General features: G+C 65.8%; 11 protein-coding genes. 1 reads left to right on the forward strand and 10 read right to left on the reverse strand.

The window, feature by feature from the left end; all coding sequences use genetic code 11:
• Window positions 1-2: 2 nt before the first annotated feature.
• A complete protein-coding gene (gene surE / locus A7A77_RS02945; RefSeq protein WP_066553248.1) occupies window positions 3-776 on the reverse strand; it encodes a 5'/3'-nucleotidase SurE in 774 nt (257 codons plus the stop codon).
• Window positions 777-792: 16 nt separating this feature from the next.
• A complete protein-coding gene (gene serS, locus A7A77_RS02950; protein ID WP_066553250.1) occupies window positions 793-2,067 on the reverse strand; it encodes a serine--tRNA ligase in 1,275 nt (424 codons plus the stop codon).
• Window positions 2,068-2,201: 134 nt separating this feature from the next.
• Between serS and A7A77_RS02955 the strand changes: the two genes are divergently transcribed.
• Entirely contained in the window at window positions 2,202-3,479 is a 1,278-nt protein-coding gene (locus A7A77_RS02955; RefSeq protein ID WP_245638371.1) for a sulfotransferase family protein, read from the forward strand.
• Between the two features lie 4 nt (window positions 3,480-3,483).
• Here the strand turns inward: A7A77_RS02955 and A7A77_RS02960 are convergent, their stop codons facing one another.
• The 8 genes from A7A77_RS02960 to A7A77_RS02995 all read right to left on the reverse strand — a co-directional run bounded on the left by A7A77_RS02960 (window position 3,484) and on the right by A7A77_RS02995 (window position 13,051).
• Window positions 3,484-4,923 (reverse strand): pyridoxal phosphate-dependent decarboxylase family protein, encoded by a 1,440-nt coding sequence (locus tag A7A77_RS02960; protein WP_156500344.1) that lies wholly within the window; start codon window positions 4,921-4,923, stop codon window positions 3,484-3,486.
• Window positions 4,920-6,434, reverse strand: coding sequence for a cysteine synthase A (gene cysK, locus A7A77_RS02965; RefSeq protein ID WP_066553253.1), 1,515 nt, complete (start codon window positions 6,432-6,434; stop codon window positions 4,920-4,922). Before cysK ends, A7A77_RS02960 begins: the two co-directional genes overlap by 4 nt.
• 104 nt (window positions 6,435-6,538) lie before the next feature.
• Window positions 6,539-7,261 (reverse strand): response regulator, encoded by a 723-nt coding sequence (locus tag A7A77_RS02970; protein ID WP_066553257.1) that lies wholly within the window; start codon window positions 7,259-7,261, stop codon window positions 6,539-6,541.
• Window positions 7,254-9,131, reverse strand: coding sequence for a hybrid sensor histidine kinase/response regulator (locus A7A77_RS02975; protein ID WP_066553260.1), 1,878 nt, complete (start codon window positions 9,129-9,131; stop codon window positions 7,254-7,256). Before A7A77_RS02975 ends, A7A77_RS02970 begins: the two co-directional genes overlap by 8 nt.
• 1 nt (window position 9,132) lies before the next feature.
• Window positions 9,133-10,179 carry an adenylate/guanylate cyclase domain-containing protein gene (locus tag A7A77_RS02980; RefSeq protein WP_066553263.1) on the reverse strand — a complete coding sequence of 349 codons (1,047 nt, stop codon included), beginning with the start codon at window positions 10,177-10,179 and terminating at the stop codon, window positions 9,133-9,135.
• Window positions 10,179-10,538 carry a truncated hemoglobin gene (locus A7A77_RS02985; RefSeq protein WP_216635536.1) on the reverse strand — a complete coding sequence of 120 codons (360 nt, stop codon included), beginning with the start codon at window positions 10,536-10,538 and terminating at the stop codon, window positions 10,179-10,181. Before A7A77_RS02985 ends, A7A77_RS02980 begins: the two co-directional genes overlap by 1 nt.
• An 80-nt stretch (window positions 10,539-10,618) precedes the next feature.
• Complete coding sequence (locus A7A77_RS02990) at window positions 10,619-11,782, reverse strand: NAD(P)/FAD-dependent oxidoreductase (protein ID WP_066553267.1); 1,164 nt, start codon at window positions 11,780-11,782, stop codon at window positions 10,619-10,621.
• A gap of 15 nt (window positions 11,783-11,797) precedes the next feature.
• Complete coding sequence (locus tag A7A77_RS02995; protein ID WP_066553270.1) at window positions 11,798-13,051, reverse strand: flavin-containing monooxygenase; 1,254 nt, start codon at window positions 13,049-13,051, stop codon at window positions 11,798-11,800.
• Window positions 13,052-13,236: the final 185 nt, after the last annotated feature.

Consider the following 13,236-nt stretch of genomic DNA (forward strand, 5'->3'; position numbering starts at 1 on the left):
GCTCAGTCCGCTCCCTGTCCGTAGCGTTCGGCCAGCCGTTCGAGCGAGGGGTAGTGGGTCAGGTCTACGTGCAGCGGCGTGACCGAGACATAGCCGTCCTGCGTGATTTCCAGATCGGTTTCGTGCCCCGGAGTATGCTCGGCAGGTTCCAGCCCGAACCAGAAATAGGGGTAGCCGCGCGGGTCCATCCCTTCGACAATGGTGCCGCGACCGTAATCGTGGAAACCCTGCCTGACGACCCGGATACCCTTGACCTGATCGCCGGCGACCGGCGGGAAATTGACGTTGAGCAGCGTGCGCGGCGCGAACGGCATGTCGAGCAGCGGGCGCAGCACTTTCGCACCCCAGGCTTCGGCTGCGGAAAACGAGACATTGTCGCCAGCGCCTTCGCGCGCATACACCTGCGACAGCGCGATCGAGCGAACGCCGGCCAGCGCCCCTTCCATCGCGGCGGAAACGGTGCCCGAATAAGTCACGTCGTCGCCAAGGTTCGCGCCGCGGTTGACGCCCGAAAGGATCAGGTCCGGCGGAGCAGGCATGGCCTTGCGCAGTGCCATGGTGACCGAATCGGTCGGCGTGCCGGTGACGGAGAAACGGCGGTCGTCGTGACGGCGCAGGCGCACCGGGCGGGTGAGGGTGAGCGAGTGGCCCGCGCCAGACTGCTCCTCGCTCGGCGCGCAGATCCAGATGTCGTCCGACAACTGGCGGGCGATGGCTTCCAGTACGGCAAGGCCGCGAGCGTGGATACCGTCATCGTTGGTCAGCAGAATGCGCATCAGGCGGCCAATATCCTCATAGTGCTTCCAGTTTGTCGATACCGCCCATGTAGGGTACGAGTGCGGATGGCAATGTGACAGAGCCGTCGGCGTTCTGCCCGTTTTCCAGCACCGCCACCAGCGTGCGGCCCACGGCAAGGCCCGAACCGTTCAGCGTGTGGACGAATTCGGTCTTCTTCGATCCCTCGGGCTTGTACCGCGCATTCATGCGCCGCGCCTGGAAATCCCCGCAGTTGGAGATCGAACTGATCTCGCGGTAAGTGTCCTGCCCCGGCAGCCAGACTTCGAGGTCGTAGGTCTTGCGCGCGGAAAAGCCCATGTCGCCGGTGCAGAGCAGCACCTTGCGATAGGGCAGTTCCAGTGCCTGCAACACGGCTTCGGCAGCGGTGGTCATCGCCTCGTGCATCGCGTCCGACTGTTCGGGCGTGGTCACGGCGACCAGTTCCACCTTGTCGAACTGGTGCTGGCGGATCAGGCCGCGCGTGTCCTTCCCCGCCGAACCCGCTTCCGATCGGAAACAGGGGGTGAGCGCGGTCATCTTCATCGGCAGCGCGGCAGGGTCGACGATCTGTTCGCGCACCGCGTTCGTCAGGCTGACTTCGGCGGTGGGGATGAGCCAGTGGTCGCCGGTCGTGCGGAACAGGTCTTCGGCAAATTTCGGCAACTGTCCCGTGCCGAACAGGGCGTCGTCCTTCACCAGCAGCGGCGGCGCGCATTCCACGAAGCCTGCCGCCGTCTGCATGTCGAGCATGAATGCGCCCAGCGCGCGGTTCAGCCGCGCCATCTGGCCACGCATGAACACGAAGCGCGCACCCGAGATCGCCGCCGCAGTCTCGAAATCGAGGCCCAGCGCAGGGGCGAAGTCGGCGTGCTCCAGCGGCTTGAAATCGAAGCTGCGCGGCGTGCCCCAGCGCGAAATCTCGACATTGTCGTTCTCGTCCGCGCCCTGCGGCACGTCGTCTGCGGGCAGGTTGGGCAGTGCGGCCAGCACATCGGCCTGTTTCTGCGACAGCGCCTTCTCGTCCGCCTCCAGCGCGGGCAGGGTTTCCTTCAGCGTCGCGACTTCGGCCTTCAGCGCCTCTGCCGTGGCGGTATCGCCTTGTCCCATCGCCTTTCCGATTGCCTTCGAAGCTTCGTTCCGGCGGTTCTGGCCTTCCTGCATCTTCGTCTGAACGGCGCGGCGTTCCTCGTCTATGGCGAGGATGGCGGACGATGCGGGATCGGCCCCGCGGCGGGCGAGGGCGGCGTCGAAGGCGGCGGGATCGGTACGGATCAGGCGAATGTCATGCATGGCGGATCGCGCTATGGCGTGTGCCGCGCCTTCCTGTCCAGTGACATAGCGCCGGGAACCGCATCCTTTTCGGGGGGTAGAGGATAGAACCCGGTCGGGCGCATTGCCTGTCCGCAACCGACAGGATGGTCCGTTTGCAGGAAGAAATCGTCAGCCCGCCCAGCCGAACGCCCTTTATCGGGGCGGCGAACCGCTGGTTCGGTGTGGCGCAGCGAACGGGCCTGATGCGCCAGCGGGTGCTGGAGCGAGAGGCGCTGATGGATCGGGTGGCGAAGGATACGGGCCTGACCGATTTTGGCGATCCGTGGTTTGAACAGCCGTTCGACAGGTTGCTGGATGCCGTAAAGACCGAAGCGCGCCTGAACCTTGCGGGCGAGTTCGTGGCCGAGATGCAGTTCGAAAAAGTGCTGACCGATCGCGTGAAGGCCCAGCGCTGGTTTGCCCGGCATCCCGAAATTCTCGAACGCGCATTGCCGCGCCCTGTCATCGTTGTCGGCCCGATGCGTTCGGGCACGACGCGCATGCACCGCCTGCTCGCCGCCGACCGCCGCTTCCAGCACCTTCGCAGTTTCGAGACGATATCTCCCGTTCCGCCGGACGATTTCACCCCCGGCGAACAGCATGACGAACGTATTGCCGACGCGCGCAAGATCCAGCGCATGGCCCGCCTTGCCAATCCGCGCACGCTGAACATCCACCCCACCGGACCTTGTGAGCCGGAGGAGGAGCTGGGCCTGCTGGTCAATTCGTTCTGGGGCATGAAGCACGAGGTGCAGTGGGCCATCCCCGGTTATGGCCGGTGGAGCGAGAAGGTCGACGCGCGGCCCGCCTATGCCCAACTGGCGCGGCTGTTGAAGCTGGTCAGCTGGTCACAGCAGAAGTCCAGCCTGAAACCGTGGATCCTGAAAACACCGCAATATATGCTCGACCTTGATGCCGTGCTCGATACCTTTCCCGATGCGCGCTTCATCTTCACCCACCGCGATCCCAAGGCGGTGGTCGGCAGCGCGGCCTCGCTCGCGTGGAACCAGACGATCATCTATTCCGACCATGCCGATGCCCGTGCCGTCGGCCGCGAATGGCTGCACAAGACGGAGCAGCAGATCGCGCGGATGAGGAAGACGCGCGACCGGATCGACAAGTCCCGCATGATCGACGTCCATTTCGAGGATATGGACCGCGACTGGCAGGGCGTGATGCGCCGCATCTATGCCTTCCTCGGCATGGAGATGGAGCCGGCGGTGCGGGGCATGGAACATTTCATGCAGCGCAGCCGCAAGCTGAAGCGCAAGCCCCACCGCTACAGCCTTGGCGAGTTCGGCATCGCGGAAGGCGAAGTGAACGAGCGGCTGTCCGACTACATCGGCAGATATGGGATTCGGGTGGAGGGCAGCGCGCGGCGCACGGCCTGAACCATCACGCCTCCGCCTTTTCGCTGGCATCAGACAGTTCGGTCCATTGGGCGGCGATGTCGCGGGCAAGGCGCTTGATCTGCCGCTCCCCCGTTTCGTTGGAGATGACCGATACGCGCAGCACGGTGCGCCCGCGCCAGCCCGATGTCTTGACCAGGTAACGCCCGGTGGCGTTGAGCCGTTCCGCCATCTGCACGGCGGCATCGGGCGGGCCGTCGAACTCGATCGCGAGCATGTTCAGCCACACGCGGTTGACGACCGTGATCCCCGCTACCGGCTCCAGCAAGGCCGCCAGCGCCTGTGCGGCGCAGCAGTGCCGTTCGACCATGCGGGCGATGCCCCGCCGGCCCAGCGTCTGGATCAGCGCCCATGTCGCGAACCCGCGCGCACGGCGCGACAGTTCGGGCACGTAATCGCAAGGATCGCGGCTGGTATCGGCATCGCGCAGGAGATAGCCCGCATCCATAACCATCGCCGCGCGGTGGGCGGCGGCGTCCTTCACGATGGCATATCCCGCGTCATAGGGCACCTGCAGCCACTTGTGCCCGTCGACAGACCAGCTGTCGGCCAGTTCCGCCCCGTTGGCGACATGGCGCAGCCGCGTGCTGGCGCGTGCCCACAGGCCGAATGCGCCGTCGACGTGGAGCCATGCGCGGTGCTTGCGGCAGACGGCGGACAGGCGGACGAAATCGTCGCAGGCCCCCGTCATGATGTGGCCGCACTGCCCGATCACGATTTTCGCCGGTGCGCTGTCGGCATCCATAGCGGCGGCCAGCGCGTCGAGTTCGTACGTACCGTCGTCGGTGGATGGCACGCGCCGGATCTGGTCCGTGCCGAATCCGAGGTAGCGCAGAACGGCATAGTTGGTGACATGCGCATCGTCGGCGATGAAGACCGACACAGGCGGCGCACCGGCCAGCCCTGTTTTCGCGATGTCGCAGCCGATCCGTTCCAGCACCGCAAGGCGCGCAGCCGCAAGGCAGGTGAAGGCGGCCATCGTCGCACCGGTCGTGAAACCGACCGATGCCCCGGCAGGCAGTTGCAGCAGGTCCTTCAGCCAGTTGCCGGTCACTTCCTCTGCCACGGCGGCGGCGGGTGCGCACTGGTACAGCGCGCCGTTCTGGCCCCATGCGGATGTCATCCAGTCCGCCGCGACACCCACGGGGTGCGATCCGCCGATCACCCAGGCCATGAAGCCCGGATCGGTCGAACCGGCAAGGCCGGGCGTCGCCGCGTCGGAAAGGTCGCGCAGCACCTCCAGCCCGTCGCGGCCATTGGCGGGAAGCGGAAGGGCAAAGCGTTCGCGCAGTTCGCCAAGGCTGGCGGTGGGCTGCAAGGGGCGCGCTTCGCCCCGCGCGGCCATCGCCAGTTGGGCGGCCAGCTGAAGCTCTGCTTCCGGCATCGCCATATAGCGGGTCAGGTCAGGGAACGGACGCTCGATCATCGCGGCTGCATCCACTTGGGCAGAAGCGTGTAGGCCGTGGCGAGGCCGGAGGGCCGTGCTTCCAGTCCGGCGTTTTCCAGCATGGGGGCCAGCGCGCCATCGTCGTGCATGTTGAACAGGTCGACCGTGCCGCCGATGTGCTTTCCGCCGATGAAGATCTGCGGAACGGTGGGTGCTCCGGTCAGTTCGGCAAGCGCGCGGCGCACGTCGATGGACCAGTCCTGATCTTGATAGTCCGGCCCGTCGACATCGATGTTGTGATACGCAGCGCCCATCGCATCGAGCAGGTTGCGCGCGCAGCCGCAGAATTCGCACCATTTAAGGGAGAAGATCACGATCGGCGCACTGGTCGAAAGCTCGGCAATCCGGCGGCGGGCTCTATCGCTCACCGGACCGGTAAGGGCAGGAGCGGGCGCAGGCGGGGCCGGCACGTCGAAGCGGAAACCGGGCGTGGAGGTGGAGATCGCGATCTCGTCCTCGGTCATTTCCTCGCCGATGCCGTCGAACAGTGCGGTCGTCATGTAACGCTCGCCAGTGTCGGGCAGCATCGCCAGCACTCGCGCGCCTTCGGGCATCGCTTCGGCCATCCGATATGCCGCGGCGAATGTCGCACCGCTGGTGATACCGCAGAATATGCCCTCCTGCCGCGCGAGGCAGCGGGCGAAGGCGATGGCCTCGTCCCCGTCGATGCCGATGATCTCGTCGATGAGATTGCCGGTGATCGCCTCGTTCGCGACGTGGGGGATGAAGTCCGGCGACCAGCCCTGCATCAGGTGCGGGCGGAAGGCGGGGTGACCGGCTGCTGGGGAACCATCGGGGTTATAGGGCTGGGCAATGCCCGATGCCATCAGCGGCGAATTGTCGGGTTCGCAGGCGACGATCCGTGTCGCGGGCGAATGGCGGCGCAGCGCACGGGCGATGCCCACCAGCGTGCCGCCGGTGCCAAGGCCGGATACGAACCCGTCCAGCGGCTGATCGCGAAACGCCTCGACGATTTCCATGCCCGTAGTCGCTTCGTGCGTATCGGCATTGGCTTCGTTTTCGAACTGGCGGGTCAGGAACCAGCCGTGTTCGTCGGCCAGTTCGCGGGCCTTGGCGATCATGCCGGTGCCTTTCTGTCCGGCGGGCGTCAGCACCACTTTCGCGCCGAGGTAGCGCAGGATCTTGCGCCGCTCGACTGAGAAGCTTTCGGCCATGACGATGACGAGCGGATAGCCCTTTGCCGCGCAGACGAGCGCAAGGCCGATACCGGTGTTGCCACTGGTCGCTTCCACCACCGTCTGGCCGGGCTTCAGCGAACCGTCACGCTCCGCCGCCTCGATCATGCCGAGGGCGAGGCGATCCTTCACCGAACCCATCGGGTTGAACGCTTCCAGCTTTACATAGACGGTGCGGCCCTTCGGGCTCAACTTGTCGCAGCGCACGACCGGCGTGTTGCCGATCAGTTCGAGGATGGAGGCATGCGGCGCGGCACTCGTGCCGAGCGTCGGGGCAGGGAAAACGGCGTTCATCGGGATGGTCCTTCGCGTTTGATCGTTCGCGAAATGGTTTGCGCCGCCCCCGTTTCATTCGGATGCCGCGCGGGCCGCCCGAATGTTTCGATTGTTTCAGCCGGTCAGTGCTGCCCGTCGGGGTCGTAGATATAGCCAAGGCCCCGTACCGTGCGGATCACCGCGGGTTTCGTCGGGTTGAGTTCGATCTTCTTGCGGATGCGGCTGATGCGGATGTCGATCGATCGGTCGAACGGATCCCACGAACGGTCGTGCGCGCCCTCCAGGATCTGGTCGCGGTTGAGCACGCGGCCCTTGTTGTTGGCGAAGAGCTTCAGCAGGTTGAACTCCATCGCGGTCAGCGGCAGCGCCTCGCCACCGGCATCGAACAGTTGCGCGGCCTCAAGATCCAGCCAGCACTTGCCGAAGGGCAGGCGGCCCTGCCTTGCCTGTGGCGCGGGTGGCGGGCCATCCTTTGCCGCGCGGCGCAGCACGGCGCGGACGCGGGCGACAAGCTCGCGCAAGTCCACCGGCTTGCCCAGATAGTCGTCCGCGCCCATCTCAAGGCCCACGATGCGGTCCACCGTCTCTCCCGCCGCGGTGAGCATGATGATACGGGGCGGATTGTCCTCCCCCTGAAGCCCGCGCAGCACCGACAGGCCATCTTCGCCCGGCATGTTGATGTCGAGCAGCAGGACCTGCGGATCGTTTTCGGCCAGAACGCCGCGCAGTTCTTCGGCATTGCCTGCCTGAAGCACCGCGAAGCCATGCTTGCCGAGGTATTCGGCCAGCATCTCGCGCAAGTCTGCCTCATCATCGCAGACACAGATCAGCGGTGCGTCAGTCATTGGCCAGCATCCCGCTTACGAGCGCGCGCAAGTCCTTTGGCGCGATGGGTTTTTCGAGGAAGGGGCGCCCGGCCTTGTCGAGGAAGTCCCGCACATCCGGGCTCATCGTGTCGCCGGTGACGAAAGCGATGCGGTGGGCAAGCGCCGGGCTTTCGGCGCGCAGGACATCGTAAAGCCCGCGCCCGCCCATGCCGGGCATGTTGAGGTCGGTCAGGATCGCGGCGTAGTCCGCCTTGCGCGCCATGGCGATCCCGTCTTCCGCCGTGTGGGCCGCATCGACCGACAGCCCTTCTTTTTTCAGGATTTCCGACACCAGATCGGCAACGTCCTCCTCGTCATCGATGACAAGGATACGTGCCGCTGCCGGAGCCTGCGTTGCACCTTGCGTGACGGAGCGGGCACTGGCGGGCGCGTCGCCGGTCGGCAGCGTGACGCGGAAATGAGCGCCGGTTTCGCTGGGCAGCAGTTCGATCGTCCCGCCATGCGTGGTGACGACGCGGTGGCAGAAGGCAAGGCCGATTCCGGTTCCTTCGCCCGCGCGCTTGGTGGTGAACAGCGGTTCGAACACGCGCTGGCCGATTTCGGCAGGGATGCCGGGGCCATCGTCCTCCACATCGATGGCCAGCGCGGGTTGTCCGGCCACCGGGCGGGCGGAAATGCGGATCGTGCCAGGCATTTCGCGTTCGCGCATCGCCTGTTCGGCGTTGAGCAGCAGGTTCATGAACACCTGCTCCAGCTGCGCCGCATCGCCCAGCAACGCGGGCAGTGTTTCGGGCAGGTCGATCCCGACTGTCGCCCGCATCGGCCCGCTACCCTGCTGCAAGGTGTCGATCGCGCCCTTCACCAGCTGTGCAGGGGCAATCGCCGCGGCATCCACGTTCTGCCGCCGCGCCATGGCCAGGAAGCTCTTCACGATCTTGGTGCAGCGTTCGGCGGCATTGCCGATCTTTTCGATCCGGCGGATCGTATCAGGGTCGCTCGCTTCCTCCCGCATCATCAGCGCATGGCCGACGACGACGGACAACGGATTGTTCAGTTCGTGCGCCACGCCTGCCAACAGTTCGCCCAGCGCGCTCATCTTCTCGGCCTGGAAGATCCGTTCACGCTGTTCGGCCAGCGTCTTGCGCATCGCGACTTCACCGGAAATGTCGACCATGGCGGAGATCACCACATCCTCGCCGCGATATTCGATGAGGCGCGCGGAAATCAGGCAGGGGAACGTGCCGCCGTCAGGGCGTACGCCATCGACCACCATCTCGTCCACGCGCCCCTGCGGCAGCAGCGCGGTGATGAAATCGGCGCGTTCGGCGCGGCTGGCAAAGTGCGCGGCTGCGTCGCGGCCCGAACCGAACAGTTCGCGCGCGGCGGGGGAGCGGTAGATGACCTGCGCATCGTCCACCCTGCTCATCACGAGGTTTGCGGGGCACGAATCGAGCACGTGGCGCAGCACGGCGTCCGCCTCCCGCTCGTTCTCCTCCGCGCGGCGGCTGTCGGTTACGTCGGCCTGCGTCAGGATGAAGCCGCCGGTGGCCGTCTGGCGCAGGGCGACTTCGTGAAGACCGCCCCCTCTCATCTCGAAGGTGAAGGGCGGGGCGGGGCGTTCGCCATCGCCAAGCCGGCCTTCCATCCACTGCAACCGTTCCCTGATGGAAGGCGCGACGCAGCCGCGCGCGACGAGTTCGACGAGGAAACGGTCCCACTCCAGCCCCGGTACGATCAGATCCCCGAGTGCCGAGTTCAGCGTACGGAAGGTGGCATTGGCGCGCAGCAGGCGTGCATCGGCATCGAAGATCGCAAGACCGCCCGGCAGCGCGTCGATCACTTCGGCCAGCAGGTCCCCGCTCTGCGCGGCAGGATCGGCCCCGGCCATGTCAGGCCCCCGAACCGGCATCCATCGTGGCCGAAAGCGCGAAGATCGGCACCGGTCCATCGCCCAGATCCGCCTCGCCATTGGCGGTCAGTGCGAACTTGTCGCCCAGTGCCTCTGCCACATGCGCGTCGCAGGCGATGCCCATCGGCGCGGCGTGCTGGCGCAGGCGGCTGGCGTCGATGACTGCGGGGCCGAAGACGTCGTAGATGTATTTCTGCACGCCGACGACAGAACCGATGACTGAGCCGGACGAAACGCCGATCCGGCATTTCCAGTCGAGCGGGTGGCTGCGGTTCCTCTGTTCGAGATAGCGCACGAAGCGCATGGCGGTGCTGGCGATGGCGGCCACGGCATTTTCCGCCGGATCGGGCATGCCCGCGACGGTGATGTATGTGTCGCCCACGGTCTTGATCCGCTCGCACCCGAACTGGTCGCCGATGCGGTCGAACGCGGTGTAGATGTCGTTTAGTTCGGATACGACGACACCGGGGTCCTGCCCGCCGACGATCTCTGCAAACCCTGCGAAATCGAGTGCAAGCACCGCGACTTCGCCATAGTGGCGCGGGGTCACGACACCGAAGGTCTTGTACTCCTCGTAAACGGAGCGCGGCATCATGTTGAGCAGCAGCTTTTCGACCTGCTCCTTCTCTCGCTTGATCTCGCGCGTGTTGCGCTCGACCATCATGGAGTAGGAATCGATCATCGATTCCAGTTCCTTGATCCGGCTGACGTTCTGGCACACCAACACCGCGATTTCCTGCCCGTTGTCGAGCGCGCGGTTGGCGGTCATCGCGACAGACATCGTGCGGCGCTTCAGCCGGAAGCTGTTTTCCGTGGAATAGCGGCCCTCACCATCCAGCGCGGTGCGCATCGCATCGGTGTCGAGCGTTGGGAACAGCTCTGCAATCTGTTGGCCAACCGCGATGTCGCCGAACCATTCCTTGAACGTGTCGTTGAAGAAGCGGAAACGCAGTTCGCCAAGGTCGAGCAGCGCCACGCCGACGCCGATGGCGCGCAGCAGCTGTTCGTTGATCGCCTCGATCGACATCAGCCGTTCACCACCAGATCGCGCCGCGCGGCAAATTCGCCGACGACGGCATCGGCGTGTTCTTCGGCCACGCCGTGATCGGTCAGCGTTTCGCGCAGGATCACGGCCAGTTTCGCAAAATGGTCGCCGGTGATCGGCAAGTGATCGTGCATCTTGCGGATCTGGTCGTCGGTGTACGATGCCGGCCCGCCCATCAGGGAGGATACGAACTTGGTCTGGTGGTCGATCACGCGGGGCATGGCGACATCGTCGAAGAACGGGCCGATGTCGTCATCGTCCAGCAGGCGGTCGTACAGGTCCATGACGATGCGGCTGACCGCCGAGAATCCGCCGTACTGTTCGTAAAGCGTCTTTTCCAAAATGAAGTCTCCCCAACGCGCCCCGATGGCGACAATGCGCAAGCGCGATTGCACTGGCAAGTCCCGATGGCGCGCGACCGTCATGCGGCGATGGCCATCGCGTGAAGATTCTCGGCGATCCAGGCATGGTTTGCCTTCATCGTGCGGTTGAGCTTGTCGTGCAGCGCCATCAACTCGTCCAGCGTCCATTCGAACGATCCGATCCGGTCGCTGATCGTCAGCATGTCGCCCGAAATCGCATCGCGCGTTGCGGCGTAGTGATCGGTGCAGCCCATGACTATGGCATCGGCAAGGACCTGCGCATCGCGCAGCGCATCGGATATGCCGTGGGCCGTCAACGGATCCTTGAAATATCCCGCATCGCCGACAAGCGCCCAGCCGTCGCCGCAGGCGCGGCGCAAGTAGCCGGGTTCGCCGGGGAAGCCGACGGGGCGGGTGGCCATGGCGGCTTCTGCTGTCTCGGCAGCAAGGCCGGGCATCTTCGTAGACAGCGCATCGCGAAAGCCTTCACGGCTGAGCGCGGTGCGGAACGTGCGCGTTTCTGTGCGGGGGAGCGACAGGAAGACGCAGGAATGCCCCTCGTTCGTGGGGATGATCCCGCCCGCAGCACCTTCGGCCCAGAACCAGCGGAAGCCGCGATTGGGCAGGCCGTCTGCATAGGCGTAGACGCACATGGAGGCATGGTGCGCACGCTTGATCGTGGCCGCGCCAGTCAGCTTCGCGACTGTGGAGTGGCGTCCGTCTGCGCCGATCACGATGCCGGCGGCAACTTCGTGGGTGCTGCCCGTCCGGTCGCGTAGCACCGCGCCGGTCACCCCGCCGTGCGGGCCGCGTAGCAGATCGACCAGTTGCGCGCCGTAGTGCAGGTCCACACCCGCCTCCACCGCGGCATCGGACAGGATTGCGTCCAGCGCATAACGGCGCGGGGCATAGAGCGCACTGGTGCCGTGGCCGGGCTTGATCGCGATGTCGATCGGTTCCTCTCCTTCATAGAGGAAGCTGGTGGTGGTGACGGGTTGCGCGCCGCTGGCGACGACTTTGCCGATCAGGCCCCAGTGCGAAAGCTGCATGACGGCAGCGCGCATCAGGGCGTGGGTTGACATCGTATCGGTGCCGTGTGCGCCGCGATCGATCAGGAGCACTTTCGCTCCCTGCCGCGCAAGCAGCATGGCAGTGGCGGCTCCGGCGCAGCGGGCACCGACAACGATGGCATCGTAGCGGTTCTGGATGGGTGTGGCGAACATCGTGGTTTCCTTCGATCAGGCCGCAACCGGCAGGGTCGCGCCAAGGTGGCGGGCAACGTGCGGGGCAAGCGCTTCGGCATCGCGGCCCACACCGTCGATGAAGGTGGAGGCGCGGTGGCGCATGAACGGCAGGCCGAGCGCGTAGACGCCGGGCACGCGGGTCACGCCGCCGTGATGGACGATCTCTCCCGCGCGGCTGAGAACGGGGACATGGAGCCACGGGTAGTTGCGGCGAAAGCCCGTGGCCCAGAGGACGGAAGCGATGCCATGTGCGCGCAAGTTCATGGCCTCTGGCGTTTGCGGCAGCGGGGCGGGCGTGTTCCATGCCTGCGGTTCGACGGGAGCGTTGGTGCGCGTGGCGGCGATATGCGCGTCGATCCGGGCCAGCAGCGTGTAGCGACGGCGTTCGGCGGCGGCGCATTCATCCGCCAGCGTATCGGCGAAACCGACGGTGGTGTCATGCGCGGCGATGGCGCGGCCGGTGACAGTCACGCCCTCTGCGGAAAGGCGGTAGAGATCGATATCGCGGCCCGAACCGTCGCCCACCAGTTGCAGCGAGGGTTGCGAGGCGAGCGAACGGGCGCTGCGGCCCAACGGGCGCGGATCGTGCAGGAACCCGCTGGCATCCAGCCAGTCGAACAGGTCGCGCCCGCGATAGTTTCGCGGTGTGCGCACATGGCTTCCGGCAGACAGCACGACGCGACGGCCGGAACGGGCAATCTCGCGCGCCAGCTGCACGCCGGTGGCCGATGCGCCAACGACGAGGACGCCGCCCTGCGGCAGTTCGTCGGGCGTGATGTAGCGGTCCGGCGTCAGCTGGAAGATCGAGCGGCCCAGCTTCGCGCCCGAGGCAGGCACCGATGCCCTGTCGCAGGCGCCGGTCGCGATCACGACCGAACGGGCCAGCCAGGTGCCCGTTGTCGTCGCGACGCGAAACAGGCCCACGATGCGTTCGACCGCAAGGACCGAAGTGCCGGTCACCAGCGGAACGGTGCTCGCCTTCGCATAGGTTTCGAGGCGGGTTACCAGATCGGAAGCAGAAAGGAACCCGTCCGACCGGCTCGCCAGCGAACGGCCCGGCATGCGGGTCATCCAGCCCGGCGTCAGCAGGCGTAGCGAAGGCCAGCGTTCGGACCGCCAGCGCTCGCCGATGCGGCCGCGTTCGATCACGACATGGTCGATACCCGCCTGCGACAGGCAATAGCTCATTGCGAGGCCGGCCTGGCCGCCGCCGATGATCAGACAGTCGATATTGCAGGTGCGGGTCATTGGTCGTGTCCTTCGTAAGGTTCGCCAAAGGGATCTACGCATGCCCTGTATCGGGAATGTGCCGCGCGAAGCGGTTTTGCGTTTCAATTGTTTCCGGCTGTGGGAAGGGAGCCACCAAGGAAAATGCCCGCCAGTCCGTGGGGGACCGGCGGGCATCCTTACCCCGACTTGTTCAGGGGCGGGGG

The sequence above is a fragment of the Croceicoccus bisphenolivorans genome (assembly GCF_001634625.1).
In the GTDB taxonomy this organism is placed as follows: domain Bacteria; phylum Pseudomonadota; class Alphaproteobacteria; order Sphingomonadales; family Sphingomonadaceae; genus Croceicoccus; species Croceicoccus bisphenolivorans.

Excerpts from the sequence above, each read along its gene's own strand:
- surE (WP_066553248.1), bottom strand. The coding sequence starts at position 776 with ATGCGCATTCTGCTGACCAACGATGACGGTATCCACGCTCGCGGCCTT.
- serS (WP_066553250.1), bottom strand. The coding sequence starts at position 2,067 with ATGCATGACATTCGCCTGATCCGTACCGATCCCGCCGCCTTCGACGCC.
- A7A77_RS02960 (WP_156500344.1), bottom strand. The coding sequence starts at position 4,923 with ATGATCGAGCGTCCGTTCCCTGACCTGACCCGCTATATGGCGATGCCG.
- cysK (WP_066553253.1), bottom strand. The coding sequence starts at position 6,434 with ATGAACGCCGTTTTCCCTGCCCCGACGCTCGGCACGAGTGCCGCGCCG.
- A7A77_RS02970 (WP_066553257.1), bottom strand. The coding sequence starts at position 7,261 with ATGACTGACGCACCGCTGATCTGTGTCTGCGATGATGAGGCAGACTTG.
- A7A77_RS02975 (WP_066553260.1), bottom strand. The coding sequence starts at position 9,131 with ATGGCCGGGGCCGATCCTGCCGCGCAGAGCGGGGACCTGCTGGCCGAA.
- A7A77_RS02980 (WP_066553263.1), bottom strand. The coding sequence starts at position 10,179 with ATGTCGATCGAGGCGATCAACGAACAGCTGCTGCGCGCCATCGGCGTC.
- A7A77_RS02990 (WP_066553267.1), bottom strand. The coding sequence starts at position 11,782 with ATGTTCGCCACACCCATCCAGAACCGCTACGATGCCATCGTTGTCGGT.
- A7A77_RS02995 (WP_066553270.1), bottom strand. The coding sequence starts at position 13,051 with ATGACCCGCACCTGCAATATCGACTGTCTGATCATCGGCGGCGGCCAG.